At 66.8% G+C, this 17,352-nt stretch carries 15 protein-coding genes; 6 read left to right on the top strand and 9 right to left on the bottom strand.

The window, feature by feature from the left end; genetic code table 11:
* Nucleotides 1-51: 51 nt before the first annotated feature.
* Nucleotides 52-531: a very short patch repair endonuclease gene (locus EYS21_RS15360; protein WP_131134082.1), complete on the bottom strand. Its 480-nt coding sequence runs from the start codon at nucleotides 529-531 to the stop codon at nucleotides 52-54.
* Between the two features lie 20 nt (nucleotides 532-551).
* Nucleotides 552-986 (bottom strand): pyridoxamine 5'-phosphate oxidase family protein, encoded by a 435-nt coding sequence (locus EYS21_RS15355; RefSeq protein WP_131134081.1) that lies wholly within the window; start codon nucleotides 984-986, stop codon nucleotides 552-554.
* A 184-nt stretch (nucleotides 987-1,170) separates the two neighbouring features.
* On the opposite strand from EYS21_RS15355, the gene EYS21_RS15350 reads away from it, so the two are divergent.
* From EYS21_RS15350 to EYS21_RS15340, 3 genes are all read left to right on the top strand, one after another.
* Entirely contained in the window at nucleotides 1,171-2,898 is a 1,728-nt protein-coding gene (locus EYS21_RS15350; RefSeq protein WP_131134080.1) for a hypothetical protein, read from the top strand.
* 139 nt (nucleotides 2,899-3,037) lie between these two features.
* Nucleotides 3,038-4,108: an alkene reductase gene (locus EYS21_RS15345; protein ID WP_131134079.1), complete on the top strand. Its 1,071-nt coding sequence runs from the start codon at nucleotides 3,038-3,040 to the stop codon at nucleotides 4,106-4,108.
* Between the two features lie 252 nt (nucleotides 4,109-4,360).
* On the top strand, nucleotides 4,361-4,795 hold the full coding sequence (locus tag EYS21_RS15340; RefSeq protein ID WP_131134078.1) for a nucleoside deaminase: 435 nt from the start codon (nucleotides 4,361-4,363) through the stop codon (nucleotides 4,793-4,795).
* A gap of 4 nt (nucleotides 4,796-4,799) precedes the next feature.
* On the opposite strand, the gene EYS21_RS15335 is transcribed toward EYS21_RS15340, so the two are convergent.
* A complete protein-coding gene (locus tag EYS21_RS15335; RefSeq protein WP_131134207.1) occupies nucleotides 4,800-5,117 on the bottom strand; it encodes a hypothetical protein in 318 nt (105 codons plus the stop codon).
* A gap of 119 nt (nucleotides 5,118-5,236) precedes the next feature.
* Between EYS21_RS15335 and EYS21_RS15330 the strand changes: the two genes are divergently transcribed.
* Entirely contained in the window at nucleotides 5,237-7,747 is a 2,511-nt protein-coding gene (locus EYS21_RS15330) for a Tex family protein (protein ID WP_131134077.1), read from the top strand.
* A gap of 72 nt (nucleotides 7,748-7,819) precedes the next feature.
* Here EYS21_RS15330 and EYS21_RS15325 read toward each other — a convergent pair whose 3' ends face one another.
* The 4 genes from EYS21_RS15325 to EYS21_RS15310 all read right to left on the bottom strand — a co-directional run bounded on the left by EYS21_RS15325 (nucleotide 7,820) and on the right by EYS21_RS15310 (nucleotide 11,801).
* Nucleotides 7,820-9,379, bottom strand: a complete 1,560-nt coding sequence (locus EYS21_RS15325; protein WP_131134076.1) for an HNH endonuclease signature motif containing protein — start codon at nucleotides 9,377-9,379, stop codon at nucleotides 7,820-7,822.
* A gap of 110 nt (nucleotides 9,380-9,489) precedes the next feature.
* Nucleotides 9,490-9,894 carry a DUF1622 domain-containing protein gene (locus EYS21_RS15320; protein WP_131134075.1) on the bottom strand — a complete coding sequence of 135 codons (405 nt, stop codon included), beginning with the start codon at nucleotides 9,892-9,894 and terminating at the stop codon, nucleotides 9,490-9,492.
* Between the two features lie 136 nt (nucleotides 9,895-10,030).
* The gene (locus EYS21_RS15315; RefSeq protein WP_131134074.1) at nucleotides 10,031-10,891 is read right to left on the bottom strand and encodes an NAD-dependent epimerase/dehydratase family protein; all 861 of its coding nucleotides are present in this window, start codon (nucleotides 10,889-10,891) and stop codon (nucleotides 10,031-10,033) included.
* A 4-nt stretch (nucleotides 10,892-10,895) separates the two neighbouring features.
* Complete coding sequence (locus EYS21_RS15310; protein ID WP_131134073.1) at nucleotides 10,896-11,801, bottom strand: MSMEG_6728 family protein; 906 nt, start codon at nucleotides 11,799-11,801, stop codon at nucleotides 10,896-10,898.
* Between the two features lie 156 nt (nucleotides 11,802-11,957).
* On the opposite strand from EYS21_RS15310, the gene EYS21_RS15305 reads away from it, so the two are divergent.
* Nucleotides 11,958-12,548, top strand: a complete 591-nt coding sequence (locus EYS21_RS15305; protein ID WP_131134072.1) for a hypothetical protein — start codon at nucleotides 11,958-11,960, stop codon at nucleotides 12,546-12,548.
* Between the two features lie 98 nt (nucleotides 12,549-12,646).
* Here EYS21_RS15305 and EYS21_RS15300 read toward each other — a convergent pair whose 3' ends face one another.
* Both EYS21_RS15300 and EYS21_RS15295 read right to left on the bottom strand, forming a co-directional pair.
* Nucleotides 12,647-13,282, bottom strand: coding sequence for a transglycosylase family protein (locus tag EYS21_RS15300; protein ID WP_131134071.1), 636 nt, complete (start codon nucleotides 13,280-13,282; stop codon nucleotides 12,647-12,649).
* 191 nt (nucleotides 13,283-13,473) lie between these two features.
* Nucleotides 13,474-16,098, bottom strand: a complete 2,625-nt coding sequence (locus tag EYS21_RS15295; protein WP_131134070.1) for an excinuclease ABC subunit UvrA — start codon at nucleotides 16,096-16,098, stop codon at nucleotides 13,474-13,476.
* 48 nt (nucleotides 16,099-16,146) lie between these two features.
* Here EYS21_RS15295 and EYS21_RS15290 point away from each other — a divergent pair, with 48 nt between their 5' ends.
* Complete coding sequence (locus tag EYS21_RS15290; RefSeq protein ID WP_131134069.1) at nucleotides 16,147-17,250, top strand: adenosine deaminase; 1,104 nt, start codon at nucleotides 16,147-16,149, stop codon at nucleotides 17,248-17,250.
* Nucleotides 17,251-17,352: the final 102 nt, after the last annotated feature.

Here is a 17,352-nt window from a genome sequence, read left to right as displayed (position 1 = left end):
ATCCTTGCCGCCACTACTCAATAAGGGCGGCGGCAAAGGATCAAGATCGGCTCAAGTTCCGTGGGTGCCGTGTTGGGGACGGAGGTTGGAGCCGTGGCGGGGAATGGCCACGTCGCCGAGGAACTGCACCAACTGGTTCTCCAGGGCGGAGCCGTCCTTCAACTCGCATTCCCACACGGTCAGGACTTCCCAGCCTGCCTCTTCGAGCTGCCTGCGCTGATCGGCGTCGCGGCTCCTGGTGCGGGTGCGCTTGGCTTCCCAGAAGGTGGCGTTGGCCTTGGGCGCGTGCTGGCCCACCCTGCAGTCGTGGAAATGCCAGAAGCAGCCGTTGACGAAGATGACTTTCCGGCGTCCCGCGAAGACCAGGTCCGGGTTGCCCGGCAGACGGCTCTTGCCGGCCCCGCCGTGCAGGCGGTATCGGTAGCCTTTGGCATGGAGCAAGCGGCGGACCAGGAGCTCCGGCTTGGTGTTCTTGCCCCTGATCCGGGACATGTTCCAGCTACGCTGCTCGGGAGTCAGCCTGTCCGCCATGATTCCAGTCTAGGCAGCCCTCAGATGTCGCGTTCCGGCTGCTCTCCGAGCTGGAAATGGCGGCCACTGACGGACGTGGGAACGATCTCCACGTAGAAATCCTTGAGCGTTGGGACCCACGTCTTGAGCCCCAGGTCCTCCACTGCGGCGAGTTCCGCCGAGTTGGTCAGGACCCGGGCTGTACCCCTCAACACCACGGACCACGCTTCGTCGGACAGGATGCCGTCCGTTTCAAAGAGGATCCTGGAATTGATGGTGAGTTGGGCGAGCTTGTTTCCGGGCGCCGTCCGAAGGTAGATCTTGCGGTCAGAAGTCAGGTAATTGACGGGGAAAATGTCGGGCTCGCCCGCCACCGAAACCACGAGCCTGCCGTGTTTTGTGGCGTCGAGGAGCTTCCAGGACTGCTCGTCGTCGAGTTCCAGGACAGGGTTGCCGTCGGTGTGATTAAACATCATGAACCCATTCTTCTACGTTCTGTAGAAAATGGCCAGAGTTTTCTCAACTCGAATGCATCACAAGTTTATTGACATCTACTGTCAATGCTTAACGCGCTGGAAACAAAGCTGTGACCGATCCGTCGTTCCTGATGGCTACGGTCGCAGGAGACAACTTGGTTCCCGCACGGAAAGCGACGCACTCATGAGCAACGACCTGGAGAGTACCCGGGTACTGGAGCCGACGGCGGCGGGCAGTGCCGCCGTCGTCAGCCGTACAGGGCAACCCACGACGGCGGGCAACGCCGCCGCCCTCAACGCCACCAAGGAGAGCCTGGAGGATTACACCCTCCGGTTCGCGCCGCGTTCGTACCGGAAGTGGAGCGCGGGCGTGGTGGCCACCAGCGCGCTGGGCGGCATCGCCTACCTGGCCGACTTCTCGATTGGGGCGAACATCGGCATCGCCTACGGCACCTCAAATGCGATCCTCGGCATCCTGGTGGCTGCGGTCATTATCTTTGCCACCGGCTTTCCGCTGGCCTACTACGCGGCGCGGTACAACATCGACCTGGACCTGATTACCCGCGGGTCCGGCTTTGGCTACTACGGATCCGTGGTCACCAACGTCATCTTTGCCACGTTCACGTTCATCTTCTTTGCGTTGGAAGGTTCCATCATGGCGCAGGGGCTGGAGCTGGGCCTGGGCATTCCGCAGTGGCTCGGGTATGCGGCGTCCACCGTGATCATCATTCCGCTGGTCATCTACGGCATGAACACGCTGGCCAAGCTGCAGGTGTGGACCACCCCGCTGTGGCTGCTGCTGATGGTGGTTCCGGTGGGGTACCTGGTGATCTCCCACCCGGAGAGCATCGACAGCTTCTTCGCGTACGCCGGCGAATCCGGTACTGAAGGACCCAACCTGGCCTCGGTGATGCTGGCGGCCGGCGTCTGCCTGTCGCTGATGGCGCAGATCGCCGAACAGATCGACTACCTGCGGTTCATGCCGCCGCGCACCGAGGCCAACAAGGGCGCCTGGTGGCGGGCCGTGATCCTGGCCGGACCGGGCTGGGTGATTTTCGGCGCGATCAAGCAGATTGTGGGCATGTTCATCGCGATCTACCTGATTGCCACGCTCGATCCCGCAGCGTCGGTGCACGCCAACGAGCCGGTCCACCAGTTCCTGGGCGTGTACCAGGAGATGATGCCGGCCTGGCTGGCCATGACGCTGGCCGTGGTGCTGGTGGTCATTTCGCAGATCAAGATCAATGTCACCAATGCCTACTCGGGGTCGCTGGCGTGGACCAACAGCTTCACGCGCATTACCAAGACCTACCCGGGCCGCATGGTGTTTGTGGCGGTCAACCTGGTGATCGCGCTGATCCTGATGGAAGCCAACATGTTCGACTTCCTCAACACTATCCTGGGCTTCTACGCCAACTGCGCCATGGCCTGGGTGGTCACTGTGGCGTCCGACATTGCCATCAACAAGTACCTGCTCAAGATTTCACCCAAGACGGCGGAGTTCCGCCGCGGCATGCTGTACGCGGTGAACCCGGTGGGGTTTGTCTCCATGCTGGTCTCTGCCGGGATCTCCATCGCCGTGTTCTTCGGCGCCTTTGGTGCCGGCATCCAGCCGTTCTCGCCGATCTTCGCCGTGGGGCTGGCCCTCGTCCTGCCTCCTTTTTTGGTTGTGTTGACCAAGGGCCGCTACTACCTGCGCCGGACGGACGACGGCATTGACCTGCCGATGTTCGACGCCGACGGCAACCCGAGCGACCACAAGCTCCTTTGCCACGTCACGGGGCTGGAGTTTGAACGCCCGGACATGATCCGCTCGGCCCAGGACGGGCCCGACGGCGAGCCGCAGTATGTCTCGTCCCTCGCCCTCTCCACGGACAAGACTGGGCAGCTGGTACTGCCGGCGCAGAAGTAACCTTTCCGCTTTTGTGCCGCCTGGGGCGGCCCGTGCATTCGCACGGGCCGCCTGCGTGTTCCCCCTCACATCCGGAATAGTTGCAGACGCCAGCCAGTTGGGGAGAGCAGTACCACTTCATTTCTGAAAGGAACTGCGCATGCTGTTTTCCCCGTTGACCCTCGGCGAGCTCGAACTTCCCAACCGCCTGGTGATGGCGCCGCTGACCCGCCTCCGCTCCGGCGAGGAGGGTGTTCCCGGGCCGCTCGTCGTCGAGCATTACCGCCAGCGCGCCTCCCTGGGCCTCATCGTCAGCGAGGGCACCTATCCGAGCCCCGCCGGCCGCTCCTACCCGGGACAGCCCGGGCTGGCCACCGAGCAGCAGATCGCCGCCTGGAAAAAGGTCACCGACGCCGTCCACGCTGAAGGCGGCCGGATCTTTGCCCAAATCATGCACGGCGGACGCGTGTCCCACGAGGACATCACGGGCGGCCACCGCATCGTGGGCCCGAGCGCCGTCGCCATTGACGGCGAAGTCCGCACGCCCGCAGGCAAGAAGCCGTACCCGGTGCCGCACGCGCTCACCTCAGACGAACTTCCCGTCGTCCTGGGGGAGATCGTCACCGCGTCCCGGAACGCGATCGAGGCCGGCTTCGACGGCGTGGAGCTGCACTCGGCCAACGGTTACCTGCTGCACGAATTCCTGGCGCCCAACGCCAACGTCCGCGATGACAGCTACGGCGGTTCACCGGAAAACCGGGCACGCTTTGTCATTGAGACGGTCAACGCCGTCGTCGCAGCCCTGGGTGCCAACCGTGTGGGCATCCGGATCTCGCCGGAGCATAATGTCCAGGGCATCGCCGAAACCGAGCTGGCCGATGTCCGCGCCACCTACGAGGTGCTGGTGGACAGCATCGCACCGCTGAACCTCGCCTACCTGAGCATCCTCCACCACGAGCCCACCGGCGAGCTGGTCCAGGACCTCCGCGCCCGCTTCGACGGGACGTTCCTGGTGAACACCGGCTTCGGTGTCATCACCACCCGCGACGAGGCAGTGGCACTGGTGGCCGACGGCCACGCCGACGCAGTGGTGGTGGGCCGACCGGCCATCGCCAACCCGGACCTGGCCCGCCGCTGGAAGGAGAGCCTTCCGCTCAACGAGCCGGATGCGTCCACGTTCTACGGTGAGGGTGCCAAGGGATACACCGACTACCCCGCGTACCAGAGCTAATCAGCACTTAACGACGACGGCGGCACCCGCGTGGGTGCCGCCGTCGCTGGCTGCTCGGTGTGCTGTCCCGGCAGCGCGCGCCAAAAAACCATCCGACGGCTTTTTTGGCTCATTTGAAAGAGTGGCCCGCCTTGGATCCTGGAGGTCCCGGGCGGTAGAACCAGAATACTCCACCGAATGGATTATCGCTAGGGTTTGTTCTGCCTGCACCTACATCCGGGCGTTTGCGGTGCGGACGATAGGCTGGGCCGCATGACTCACACCGCTTTCGAAGCAGCGTTCCAGGCCGCGCAAAAGAGCCTCGGCGAAGGCGGCATCCCGATCGGGGCCGCGCTGGCCCGCGATGGCGAAGTCATCGCCGCCGGGCACAACGAGCGTGTCCAGCACGGCGACCCCATTGCCCACGGCGAGATGTCCGCCCTCAGGGCCGCCGGCCGCCAGCGCAACTACCGGAACACGGTCCTCTACACAACGCTGGCACCGTGCGCCATGTGCACCGGGACCATCATCCAGTTCAAGATCCCCAAAGTGGTAGTGGGTGAGGCGCGGACTTTTCCGGGCGAGTTCGATCTCCTCAGGTCCCGCGGCGTGGAGGTAGTGGTCCTGGATGACCAGCGCTGCGTTGAGATGATGCAGGCCTTCCAGCGTGACAACGCCGAACTGTGGGCCGAAGACATCGCCGAATAGCCCGCTAGAGGAAGGCCTCGCGGCCTGTTCCCTCGCGCATCACCAGCTGGCCGTCCTCGATCGAAACCAGCACGCTCTTGGGTTTCCCGCTGACTTTGAGGATGGCCTTCAGGCCCCTGTTGGTGACTTCGACGCCTACTTGCGCACCCTTTGCGGGCAACTCCACTGAGGCTTCGAAGGCTTCCCCCAGGAGGGGGTTGGTGGAAACTCCGACGTCGCGGCGTACCTCCTTGCCGTTGACCATGACGGTGATGTTGGCCTCGTCGAATCCTTCTTGGAAGACGATGAGCAGTTCCCGCATGGTGGCCTCTTCCTCGAGAATGAATACCGGTGACGGCAACTCCACTACAGCACTTCGCGGCCCGTAGCGGAATACCCGGCCCCGTGGGATCCTTTGGCTCTTCGCTGGAGACGGTCAGGACCGTAGGGCAAAATGTTCTGGTGACCCAACTCCCGCACGCCCCGTCCGCCCCCGCATCCGCCCAGACACCGGACAGCGCCATCCACGCCCAGATCGCCGCCGAGCTCGGTGTGAAGACCTGGCAGGTCAAGGCTGCCGTGGAATTGCTCGACGGCGGGTCCACCGTCCCGTTCATCGCCCGGTACCGCAAGGAAGCCACCGGGACGCTGGATGACACACAGCTCCGAGACCTCGACGAACGGCTCCGCTACCTGCGCGAACTGGAGGACCGCCGTCGTACTATCCTTGAGGCGATTGCCGCGCAGGGCCAGCTGACGCCCGAACTGCAGGCCGCGATCCTGGCCGCGGACACAAAATCCCGGCTGGAGGACATCTACCTTCCGTTCAAGTCCAAGCGCCGCACCAAGGCCCAGATCGCCCGCGAAGCCGGGCTGGAGCCGCTCGCCGACGCCCTGCTGAAGCGGCCGGAGCTGGATCCGGAGCGCGAGGCTGCCAAGTACCTCAACGCTGAGCACGCCATAGATGATGCGGCCGCGGCGCTCGCCGGCGCCCGTTCCATCCTGGTGGAGCGGGTGGCCCAGGACCCGGACCTTGCGTTGACCCTGCGGGACAGGCTCTGGAGCCAGGGCCGGATGGTGTCCCGGGTGAAGAAGGGCAAAGAGGCCGAGGGGCAGAAGTTCGCGGACTACTTCGAGTTCGCCCAGGCGCCGTCGGGGATGCCTTCGCACCGTGTGCTCGCCCTGCTGCGTGGCGAGAAGGATGGCGTGCTGGAACTGGATCTTGCCGAGGCAGACCCGAATAACGACGACGCCCTTGCCGCCGCCCGTGCCCGCTACGAAAGTGCGGTGGCCAGGTGCCTCGGCGTGGCCGAGCGAGGCCGTCCCGCCGACGCATGGCTGATGCAGACCGCCCAGCTGGCCTGGCGCACGCGTGTGCTTGCCCGGCTGACGGCCGACCTTCGCGGCCGGATGTTCACCGCCGCCGAGGACGAGGCTGTGCGCGTGTTTGCCGCCAACCTGCGTGACGTCCTGCTGGCCGCACCTGCCGGAAACCGGGCCACCCTGGGCCTGGATCCGGGGCTGCGGACCGGCGTCAAGGTTGCCGTGGTGGACGGCACGGGCAAGGTGGTTGCCACTGATACCGTGTACCCGCACGCGCCGGCGCGGAAGTGGGACGAGGCTCTGGCCACCTTGGTCCGACTGGCGCAGAAGCACAACGTGGAGCTTGTGGCCATCGGCAACGGCACGGCGTCCCGCGAAACTGACAAGCTGGCCGCCGAACTGATCAAACTGCTGCCGGCCGCGGAAAGGAAGCCGCAGAAGCTGGTGGTCTCCGAAGCGGGGGCGTCCGTGTATTCGGCGTCCGCACTGGCTTCCGCGGAACTGCCAGGCATGGACGTGTCCCTGCGCGGTGCCGTCTCCATCGCCCGCCGTTTGCAGGATCCCCTGGCCGAACTGGTGAAGATCGATCCGAAGTCCATCGGCGTGGGGCAGTATCAGCACGATGTCACGGCAGCGAAGCTGGACCGCAGCCTGGATGCGGTGGTGGAGGACTGCGTAAACGCGGTGGGCGTGGACGTGAACACGGCGTCGCCCGCGCTGCTGAGCCGCGTAGCCGGCGTGGGGCCTTTGCTGAGCGAAAACATCGTGGCCTACCGGAACGAACACGGCCCGTTCGCCAAGCGCAGTGACTTGAAGAAGGTGCCTCGGCTCGGGGCCAAGGCGTTTGAGCAGTGCGCGGGTTTCCTCCGGATTACCGGGGGAGCGGAACCCCTGGATGCGTCCAGCGTGCACCCGGAGGCCTACTCGGTGGCGCGCAAGATCCTGGTGGCTGCCGGTTCGGCGCCGGCGTCATCCCTGGACCCGCGGGCGTTCGTGGACGGGACCTTCGGTTTGCCCACTGTGCAGGACATCCTGGCAGAACTGGACAAGCCGGGGCGGGATCCGCGCCCCGCGTTTGCCGCGGCGACGTTCTCGGAAGGGATCGAGAAGATTTCAGACCTCAAGCCCGGCATGGTGCTTGAAGGAACCGTCACCAATGTGGCCGCGTTCGGCGCCTTCGTGGACGTTGGTGTGCACCAGGACGGGCTGGTCCACGTGTCTGCCCTGGCCAATCGCTTTGTCTCCGATCCGCGCGAAGTGGTGAAATCCGGCCAGGTGGTGCGGGTCAAGGTCCTCGAGGCTGATCCCGAGCGGAAGCGGATTTCGCTGACCCTGAGGCTCGACGACGAGCCGTCACCTTCCGGAGGCCGTGGCGGCGGTGCTGGTGTTCGTTCGGAGGGCAGCCGCGGTGGCGGTGGCGGTGCCGGTGGACGGCCGGAGGCTGGCCGCCAGGAGCGCGGCAGCCAGGACCGCGGGCGGCAGGAAAGTGGCCGTAACGCCGGCGGTCGGCCGGAAGCCAACCGCCAGGATCGCGGGAAGACCCAGCAGCCGTCCACTGGCAGGCCTCCCGTGCCTAAATCCGCCTCGAAGCCAGCGCCGGTGAACACAGCCATGGCGGAAGCGCTTCGCAAGGCGGGCCTCGGTAAGTAGCCGGTGTCGTGTCACGTTGAGGCCCGGCTGGCAGGACTTATGAGCCGGGTATAGCTGGCAAGTCTTGGTGCCTTAGTTGCCCCTGGGTTTGGGTGGCCAGTGGGGTGGTTCCCAGTCGTGGTGTTCGCTTTGGTAGTGGCGGCCGGTGGGTGAAGTCCAGCCGGGCGGTTCGTTGGTGCTGGCTTCGGTGGGTGTCCACGCCGTGCTGTGTTTCAGCCGGTGGTGTTTGCGGCACAATGACCCAAGATTGGATATACCGGTGGTGCCGCCGTCGGCCCAGGCGAGGATGTGGTCGGTTTCGTTGTCCAGGGATTGGTTGTTGCAGCCGGGGAACGAACATTTCCCGTCCCGGAGTCTGAGCCATTGCCGCATCGCCGATGGGATCCGGTAGCTTTCCCGTCCGATTTCCAGCGGTGCCCCATCCCGCGGATCAATGAGGACCCGGCGGAATGAGGACGCCCCGTCGGCCACGAGCTGGCGGGCCATGGAGGCGGGGATCGGGCCGTAGCCGTCGAGGTCGGCCGGTTCGTCGGTGAGGCCCATCAGGGCAAAGACCGGCACGGTCACCAGGACCTGCGCCGCCGGCGAAGGCACCCGGCCCGCATCGACCCCGCCAGGGGCCGGAACCAGGCCGGCCACAGCATCATCGATCCCGTCAGTGACCGGAACGCCACCAGCCACGCCATCATCGCTGGTGCTGGTGCTGGTGCTGGTGCTGGGTCTGGTGGTCGCTAAACCTGTCCTGCTGTCGGCGGCCGCTTCTGTGCTGCCGTCCATTGGGTTGCTGGTGGTGAAGCCGGCGCTGAGGAGTACTTTGGCGGCGACGTCTGCCCGGAGCTGGGTCAGTGTCCGGTCCTCGGTGGGGCTTTGGAGGGCCCGGGCGGTGGCGGTGATGCCGTTCCAGATCCCGGCGGCCTGGTCCGCAGGCAGGTACGCGGAGAGCCAGGCCATCCCGTCCCGGTCCGGGGCGTACTCCAGCCGCCGGTCCAGGAAGCTTTTGGCGTGGCGTTTCTCGATGCTGACCGGGTGGTGGCGTTCCCGCCAGGTCCGGGCTTTGTGCCGGAACCGCGACGGAACCATGTCCCCGGCCGGGCGCCACCGGGCCGGGTGCGGCGCATCCGGGTCCAGGAAATGCGCCTCCAGCGCGGCGGCCCCGGCTGGGTCCAGGCTGGCTGCCTCGTCGACCATGACCCTCGCGTGCTGCGACGACACCACCCCCTGCTCCAATGCGGCCTGGGTCAGGGGCAGGGTGGTGGTCAGTTCGTGGGATTGGGCCAGCAGGGCAGAGGCCGAGCGTTCACTCACCGTCCGGGCACAGGCGACCTCGGCGACGACGCCCATTTCGCGGGCCAGTCGCTGATGCGGCTGCTCATCAGGCGGCGACATGGCCCGGGTTGCCTCGGCAAACCCGGAAGCCAGGCGCACCGTCAAGCCCGCCACCATGGCATCAACCCGCGCCGATACGCCAAGCCCGTCCAGGCACGCATCCGCCTGCTCCCGCAGCGGATCCGAACCGCCAGAGCCAGAAACCCCGGAACCCGGACTGCCTACCCCGCGGCGCACACAGTCAGCCAACTCAGCAGCGGACGCCAAAAAGGCCTCCACCGCCTCGTCCACTGCCACGTTTTCCATACCCAAATCTTCCCGCGAGGGGCCGACAAAAACGGCGAAGCAGGAGACCTATGTGGATAACTCCGTGGGGGCGCGGACCTGGTTCTGCGGGGGGAAAGAGGATCGGGACTTTAGGCTTCCGCACGTGCCGGTGCGGAGGGCTCCACGGGCGGCTCGGATGGTTCCTTCTGCCACGGCCAGCGTCCGGTGATTTCCAGCTCCAGCGAGAAGCTCAGGAAGGTCCTGATGAGCACGATGATCGCCAGCACGCCTACGCTCTCGAAGGTTGGCGTCACAGCCACCGTGCGGATGATGTCGGCAGCTACCAGCAGTTCAAGGCCCAGCAGGATGGACCGTCCCAACAGCTGCCGATATGACCGGTACACGGTCAGTTTTTCGGATCCTGCGGGGAGCTTCCGGGGCTGGTAGCCGCGGAGGGCCATGGGAATCGACACAACAGCACCGATGACCATCACGGCCACCCCGGCGAAGTCCATGAACCTGCCGACGGCCTCGATGACGTGTTGGAAGTCCACAGTGCTCCTCGATGACGACGCGTTCAATGACAAGTCGACGCCGGCCAGGCCCGCGTCGACGGTCCGGCCCCAAGTGTACGTTCGCGGGGGTGGGTGGGGCCGCAAGTGTACGTTCGCGCCAAGCCTGGGGAGTGGCCTACGGGTGGCGGACACCTTTGCCGGCCAGGATGTCGCGGTAGCCTTCACGGAACGACGGGTAGGCGAACTCGAATCCCGCGCTCCGAAGCAGGGCGCTGCTGCAGCGTTTGTTGCCGCCCCTGGCTTCTCCGGCCGGGCCAACAGGCGGTTCCGGATAACCCATCTCGGCGGCCAGGAAACGCAGGACGTCCCCAAGCTCGGCGGGAGAATTGTCCACACCGACATATACCGGAGCGGGCATGGAAGCCATGCACACGAGGCGGACGATGGCGGCCGCCGCATCGTCCCGGTGGATCCGGTTTGTGTAGCGCGGCTCATCAGGGATGACTGCCTGCCCGCTGCGGACCTGGTCAATCAGCCGGGTCCGCCCCGGCCCGTAAATCCCGCCCAGCCGCAGCACAACCGGCGCAGTACCGGTGCCGCGCAGCCGCGAAACCAGGAGTTCCTCAGCCTCGCGGAGGATGCGCCCGGAGAAACCGCCAGGTGCCGGCGTCGTACTCTCATCCACCCAGCCGCCGCCGGCGTCCCCGTAGACGGCGGTGGACGAAACGAAGAGCACGCGCCGCGGCGTCACGCCGTCGCGTTCCAAGGCGTCCAGGACGTGCGCCAGCCCGTCCACATAGGCGGCCCGGTAGGCCGCCTCGGTGGGGGAGGCGGCCGCGACGGCTACGACGACGGCGGTGGTGTCCGCCGGGATGGCCGGCAGGTCGGCGGCGGTCAGGTCAGCCGCGATGCCCTTGATCGCCGGAGGAAGCTTTTCCGGCGAGCGGCGCCAGCCCACCACCCGGTCCCCGGCCGCGGCGAAGCGCAGGCCCGCTTCCGTGCCCAGGTCACCGCAGCCGGCCAGGAGGATAGTCATGCGGTCAGGGGGCAGGGACCGGGAAAAACACCCGGGGGTCCTGCAGTAGCGCCGGATAGTCGAACGCAGACCGGTCAATCACCTCGGTGACGCTGAAGTTACGGCCAAAGCGGCCGTCCTCGAGCGTGATGGGCCGGCCCAGCACCTGGCCCACGGCGAACTTGGCGCCGTCCTCGAACGACACAGCCACAGGCGTTTTGCCCGGGAGCGTGGCAAAAGCTTCCTCCTGGGCCTGGCGCTTGCGGGTGGGCTTCTTGATCTTTGCCTTGGGCGGAAGCTTCCGGGGCTGCTTGGAAGGGCGCCGGGATCCGTCGTCCGCATAGACGGGGGAGTAGTCGTCCTGCTCCGCGGTTGCAAGGGCGCGGCGGACCGGCGGCAGGGCAACGGTGTTCAGCGTCTCCGGGGTGAATTCTTCGTGCGGGGAGCGGAGGATCCACAGGAAGTCATCCTCGGGGTCCGCGGGCAGGAACTCATGCTTGGGCTCGGGCCAGATGTAGTCGATGTCCGGTTCGGCGTCAGGGAAGACCGTTTTGTAGAACTTCGGTTCCTTGCGCAGGAGCTTGGACCGGTGGCTCAGGTGGAAGTCCGAATTTCCCAGCCACGGCGGCATGGGGATCTTGGCCGCGTAGTCCGGGTGGGCTGCCTGGGGTGCGAACTCCGTGATGTTGGCGCGGGTGTTGTCCGGGTGGCCGCGTTCGGTCCACTCGTCCACCATGGCCAGCCCGTACATGGTCAGGGCCGGAACGTAGCCCATCCACATGCGGACCGCCGGGTGGGTCTGCCAGCCGTACTCGGGAATGACCAGCGCCCGGAGGGTCTGCAGCGCCTCGACGCGCTGCTTGCCAAGCCTGGCAGTGTCCAGTGCTGCGGCGCTCTGCCGGAAATCGGGGTACGGGAGGAAGGTTTGCATCCCTTCAGTCTGACGGCATGCGGCCCAAGTGCCAATTGCAGTGCCGGCCGCCACAGGAGCGGCGCGGGGAATGTTCACATAGTGGACCGATGCATACAGCGGATGGGTCCAACCACTAAGATCACCGAAACACCCCAGCGTCCCGGAAGCCCCTACATGACAACCACACCTGAAATGACCGCCGGTACAGCCCAGCCTTTCATGCCCAAGTTCGGGCAGATGCTGAGCCCGGAGGCCAAGGGCATCCTGGTCCTTGATGAATTTACGATCGACCCCGCCACGGCCCGCCACGACCAGCACGGCTTCCGCGCCGCCCTGGCCGCCGTGGCCCTGACCCTCCGCAAGATCGCCGCCCTGCGCGTCATCATTGCGATTGTGGCCATTGGAAACCTGCCCCTCTTCCTGCTGACCAGCGGCTGGTGGATCTACGCGGTCTCCCTGGCCCTCGTGGTCGGCGTGCACGCGGCTGTGTCCTGGCTCAACAAGCACGAACCCAAAGTCCGCCAGCGCCAGTCCCTTGAACTGCACCTGCACCGTGAACGGAGCGCCAACTACCGCAAGGTCCGCGACGCCGTGAAGTACATGATCGACACGCCCAGCCGCATGAACGAGCACCTTTACCTCGAACTGCTGGCAGCCAAGCGCGTGGCCCTGAACGTCGCCCACGGCACCGTGGCGCTCCTGGACACCAGCGACGACGCCGCCTGGAAGGTGCGCATCGTCCGTGAAATCCCGGCCGCCGCGTAACCTCGGCAGCCAGCCACAACTTCAAGACACAACAACGACGCCGGAGCTCCCCGCTGGGGGGACGCTCCGGCGTCGTTGTTAATGCTCAGTCCGGGCCGTTAGGCCGGAAGCTGCAGGACCTGCCCCTCGAACACCAGATCGGGGTCGGCGATGGTGTCCAGGTTGGCGTCGGCCAGGCTCTGCCAGCCGCCTTCGATACCGAGCTTTTCGGCGGCCGTGCTGAGGGTGTCGCCGGCCTCAAGCGTGTAGGTCTCGCCGCTCAGCGCAACGGGTGCGGCATGCTGTGAAGCCGCCACCGTATCCGTCGGGGCCTCGACGGCCGGCGCGCTCTGGACCGGCACGCTTTCGACCGGGACGCTTTGGGGAGCAACCGCCGTTGCGCCGCCCCCGCCGCTCAGGCCAAGCTGGGACGCACAGGAGGGCCAGGCTCCCCAGCCCTGCGAGGCCTGGACCTGCTCGGCCACGGCGATCTGCTGTTCGCGGGTGGCGTTGGCTGCGGAGCCGGTGCCGCCGTAGGCAGCCCACGTGCTGTCGCTGAACTGCAGGCCGCCCGTGTAGCCGTTGCCGGTGTTGGTGGACCAGTTGCCGCCGCTCTCACACTGCGCCAGGGCGTCCCACGTTGAGGTGCTGGTGGCCGCGGTGGCGGCTGTTGCGGAGAGTGCAAGCCCTGCCGCTGAGACGGCGGCGATGGTGGCTCCGCGGCGTGCGGCAGTACGGAAAGTGGTGTTTTTCATGTGCTGATGCTCCTGAAGGCCACCTGCGCTCGATCCGTCCCCGGAGGTCGTCGCGCCACTGCCCGCCCCTGACGATTAGAGGTCATGTTCGGTGTCTGCCGGCCGGGCAGTTCTGGTGGAGGCAGCACCGGGCATTCATGTCGCCCGAATTACGGGCTTGTATTTCACGCTAGGACATCACGGGTCCGTTATCAAACCGAGATGATTTCTGGGCGTTGGCTGGTGGTCGGCTGGGGAAGTGCCGCCGCCAGGTAGGGCGCGGTACGGCTGTGCGGTGAACGCGCGACGTCGGCCGCGGTTCCGGTGGCGACGATCCGGCCACCGGCGTCCCCGCCCGAGGGGCCCAGGTCAATGACCCAGTCCGCCGCCGCCACAACAGCCATTTCGTGTTCCACCACCACCACGGTGTTGCCGCTGTCCACCAGGCCGTGGAGCTGGGCCATGAGTAGTTGGACGTCGGCGGGGTGGAGCCCCGTGGTGGGCTCGTCCAACAGGTAAAGGGTGTGGCCGCGCTGGGCACGCTGCAGTTCGGTGGCGAGCTTGATGCGCTGGGCCTCGCCGCCGGACAGCTCCGTTGCGGGCTGGCCCAGCCGGAGGTAGCCCAGGCCCACGTCCCGAAGGCTCTTCAGGCTGCGGGCAGCGGCGGGAATGTCGGCCAGGAAGCCGGCGGCCGCGTCCACCGTCAGGCGCAGCACCTCGGCCACGTTCTTGCCGCGGTACGTCACTTCCAGGGTTTCGGGGTTGTACCGGGAACCGCCGCACTCCGGGCACGGGCCGTAGCTGCCCGGGAGGAAGAGCAGTTCCACGGCCACGAATCCCTCGCCCTGGCAGGTTTCACAGCGGCCGCCGGCGACGTTGAACGAGAACCTCCCGGCGCCGAAACCGCGAGCCCTGGCCTCGTCCGTGGCGGCGAATTCCTTGCGGACGGCGTCGAAGAGCCCCGTGTAGGTGGCCAGGTTGGAGCGCGGCGTGCGGCCGATGGGCTTCTGGTCCACCATGACCAGCCTGTCGATCCGGTCCGCGCCGCTGACCGGTCCGACCGACAGGGGCATTGCCGGGCCCGCCTCGTCAGGTTCCACCGGTTGCGGTGCCGGTTGGGTCTTCAGGCCGGAGCCCACGACCTCCCCCAGGACATGGCTGACGAGCGTCGACTTGCCCGAGCCGGACACTCCGGTGACTGCCGTCAAGACGCCAAGCGGGAACTGGGCGTCAAGGTCCTTGAGGTTGTGCCGGCTGATGCCGGCCAGCTCCAGCCAGCCGTCAGGCTCCCGGATACCGCCCGCACGCGGTGAGGTGCCCGCATGTGGCGTTCTGCCTGCATGTGGCGCGGCGCCGCCGTCGGGCGTCCTGCCTCCGCTGCCGCCGTCGAACAGGAACGGGCGGGTGACCGACTCCTCGATGGCCGCGAGCCCGGCAACCGGGCCGCTGTAGAGCACCTCGCCGCCGCCCTCCCCGGCGCGTGGGCCCACGTCCACCAGCCAGTCGGCGCGGCGGACCACGTCCATGTTGTGCTCCACCACAAACACCGAGTTGCCTGAGGCCTTGAGCTGGTCCAGCACCGCCAGGAGCGGCTCGGCGTCGGCCGGATGGAGGCCCGCGGACGGCTCGTCCAGGACGTAGATCACGCCGAACAGCCCGGAGCGGAGCTGGGTGGCGATCCTCAGCCGCTGCATCTCGCCCGGCGAGAGGGTGGGCGTGGCGCGGCCCAGCGCGAGGTATCCCAGCCCCAGATCCAGGAGCACCGTGATGCGGTGCAGGAGGTCCGCGGTGATGGCCACAGCCACCTCATTGTCCTCGCCGGAGGACTGCCGGCGGGATGCGGTACCGGCCTCCTTCAGCGCCGCGGTGGGGCGGATGATCTCGGCCAGCTCCACCATTGGTGCGGTGTTGAGGTGGGCGATGGTCCGGCCGGCGAAGGTCACGGCGAGGGCTTCCGGCCGGAGCCCGGTGCCGCCGCAGCGCGGACACGGACCGGACTCCATAAACGCCAGGACGCGCTCGCGCATGGCAGCGCTCTGCGAATCTGCCAGGGTGTGCAGGACGTAGCTTTTGGCGCTCCAGAAGCGGCCCTTGTACGGCTTGGCCACACGGTCGCGTTCGGGCGTGACTTCGACGACGGGCTGCTCGTCGGTGAACAGGATCCAGTCGCGCTGCTTCCGGGGCAGCTTCCGCCAGGGCACGTCGACGTCGTAGCCCAGGTGGCTGAGGATGTCGCGGAGGTTCTTGCCCTGCCAGGCGCCCGGCCACGCCGCGATGGCACCTTCCCGGATGGTGAGGGCCGGGTCCGGGACCAGGGATTCCTCGCTGACAGTATGCGCGACCCCCAGGCCGTGGCATTCGGGGCAGGCGCCGGCCGCCGTGTTCGGCGAAAACGCGTCCGAGTCCAGCTGTTCGGCGCCGGCCGGGTAGGTGCCCGCCCGGGAAAACAGCATCCGGAGCGAGTTGGACAGCGTGGTCACCGTGCCAACGGTGGAGCGGCTGCTGGGTGCGCCGCGGCGCTGTTGAAGCGCGACGGCGGGCGGCAGCCCGGAGATCATCTCCACCTTGGGATTGTGGCCCTGCTGGATAAGGCGGCGCGCGTACGGGGCGACGGATTCAAAGTAGCGGCGCTGGGCTTCGGCGTAGATGGTGCCGAAGGCGAGTGAGGACTTGCCCGAGCCGGAGACGCCCGTGAACGCCACAATGGAGTCGCGCGGCACATCCACATCCACGTTCCGCAGGTTGTTCTCCCGCGCGCCCCGGACCCGGACGAAGCCGTTCGCAAGGTGGCCGGGAGTGGGAAGGGGAAGATGATCAGCCTGCTTAGGGTTCCGCATTGATCCGACTCTAGCCGCGAACCGGCCGGCGGGCGATATCCTGACCCGATGGACAATTACCGGGACACTGCCGCCGATCCGCTTCCAGAGACGGAACTTCCCGAGGCGGCAGCTTCAGAGGCTCCGGGGACGGAAGCTTCAGAAGCAGAAGCTCCCGAGGCCGAAGCGGCGGTCAGGATCCTCCCCGTCGCCGAACTGCACCTGCACATCGAGGGGACCCTGCAGCCGGAGTTGATCTTCGAACTGGCCGAACGCAACGGCATTACCCTCCCGTACTCGGGCCTCGACGAGCTCCGCGGACTTTACGAGTTCACTGACCTGCAGTCCTTCCTGGACCTCTACTACGCCAACATGGCCGTGCTCCAGACCGAACAGGACTTCGCCGACATGACCCGTGCGTACCTGGCCCGGGCCGCCGCCGCCGGTGTCCGGCACGCGGAGATCATGATGGACCCGCAGGCGCACCTGTCCCGCGGCGTCAGCCTGGAGACCTGCGTCAACGGAGTGGCATCTGCCTTGGCGACGTCGGTAAAGGACTTCGGCATCTCCACCATGCTGATTGCCGCGTTCCTGCGGGATCTGTCGGAGGAGTCTGCGCTGGAGGTCCTGGACGGACTGCTGGCCATGAACGCCCCGATCGGTGCGATCGGCCTGGACTCGGCCGAGGTGGGCAACCCGCCATCGAAGTTTGAACGCCTGTTCGCCAAGGCCCGGCAAGCGGGCCTCCGGCTGACCGCCCACGCGGGCGAGGAGGGACCGGCGTCGTACATCATCGAAGCGCTGGACGTCCTCGGCGTGGAGCGGATCGACCACGGCATCCGCTGCATGGAGGACCCCGACCTCGTGGAGCGGCTCGTGGCAGACCGTATTCCGCTGACCGTCTGCCCGCTGTCCAACGTCAGGCTCCGCGTCGTGGACACCCTCGCCGACCACCCGCTCCCGGCCATGCTCGCCGCCGGGCTCAACGTCTCAGTGAACTCCGACGACCCGGCGTACTTTGGCGGCTACGTTGACGACAACTTCGCCCAACTGGGTGCCGCCTTTGGGCTGTCCGAGTTTGACCGGGCCCGGCTCGCGGCCAACTCCATCCACTCATCGTTCGCGTCCGACGAACGGAAAGCCGAGCTGGTGGACGAGCTGAACCGCGGCTAGCCCCAAAGCCTGGAACGCAGCCGGTGCCGGCTGGCGCTAAACTTATGCCGCAAGCGTGTCCGGGCAGGGACTGGCGGAGCCCGTTTCAGCGCCCCGGGGCTG

The sequence above is a fragment of the Arthrobacter sp. S39 genome (genome assembly GCF_004320525.1).
Lineage (GTDB): Bacteria > Actinomycetota > Actinomycetes > Actinomycetales > Micrococcaceae > Arthrobacter.
This window is presented reverse-complemented; position numbering and strand designations above follow the sequence as displayed.